General features: G+C 48.4%; 1 protein-coding gene. It reads left to right on the top strand.

The genetic code is table 11. The features are described from left to right. The coding region (locus H8S64_RS23005; RefSeq protein ID WP_186978742.1) for a site-specific integrase at nt 1-674 on the top strand (674 nt) is incomplete at both ends.

Here is a 674-nt window from a genome sequence, read left to right on the forward strand (position 1 = left end):
ATAAAGGAGATAAGCCCGATGTTCATTACCGATTTTGAGTTGTATTTGCGTACCGCCTGCAAGTGCGGCTACAACACCACCGCCAAGTTCATGCAGTTCTTCAAGCGTATCATCATCATCGCCCGTAACAACGGCATACTGGTGGGCGACCCTTTCGCCAGCTACAAAATCCGGCTGGAAAAAGTGGACAGGGGTTATCTGACAGAGGACGAGATTAAAATTATCCTTAAAAAGAAAATGGTTTCCGAACGGCTGGAACACGTCAGGGACTTGTTCGTCTTTTCCTGTTTCTGCGGTCTGGCATACAGCGATGTCGCCAATTTGCGGCAGGAGAATATCCAAAAGTCTTTTGACGGCAACCTTTGGATAATCACCAAGCGGGTAAAGACCAACACGGACGTGAATGTCCCCCTGCTGGATATTCCCAAGATGATTTTGAAGAAGTACAAGGGCAAGTTGCCGGACGGCAAGATACTTCCCGTAATCAGCAATCAGAAGCTAAACGCCTACTTGAAAGAGATTGCCGATATATGCGGTATTAAAAAGAACCTGACATTCCACCTTGCCCGGCACACGTTCGCCACGACCACCACGCTGTCAAAGGGCGTACCCATTGAAACGGTGTCCAAGATGCTGGGACACACAAACATAGAAACTACGCAAATCTACGCCCG

Origin of the sequence: Butyricimonas hominis (assembly GCF_014287455.1) — a bacterium.
GTDB lineage: Bacteria > Bacteroidota > Bacteroidia > Bacteroidales > Marinifilaceae > Butyricimonas > Butyricimonas muris.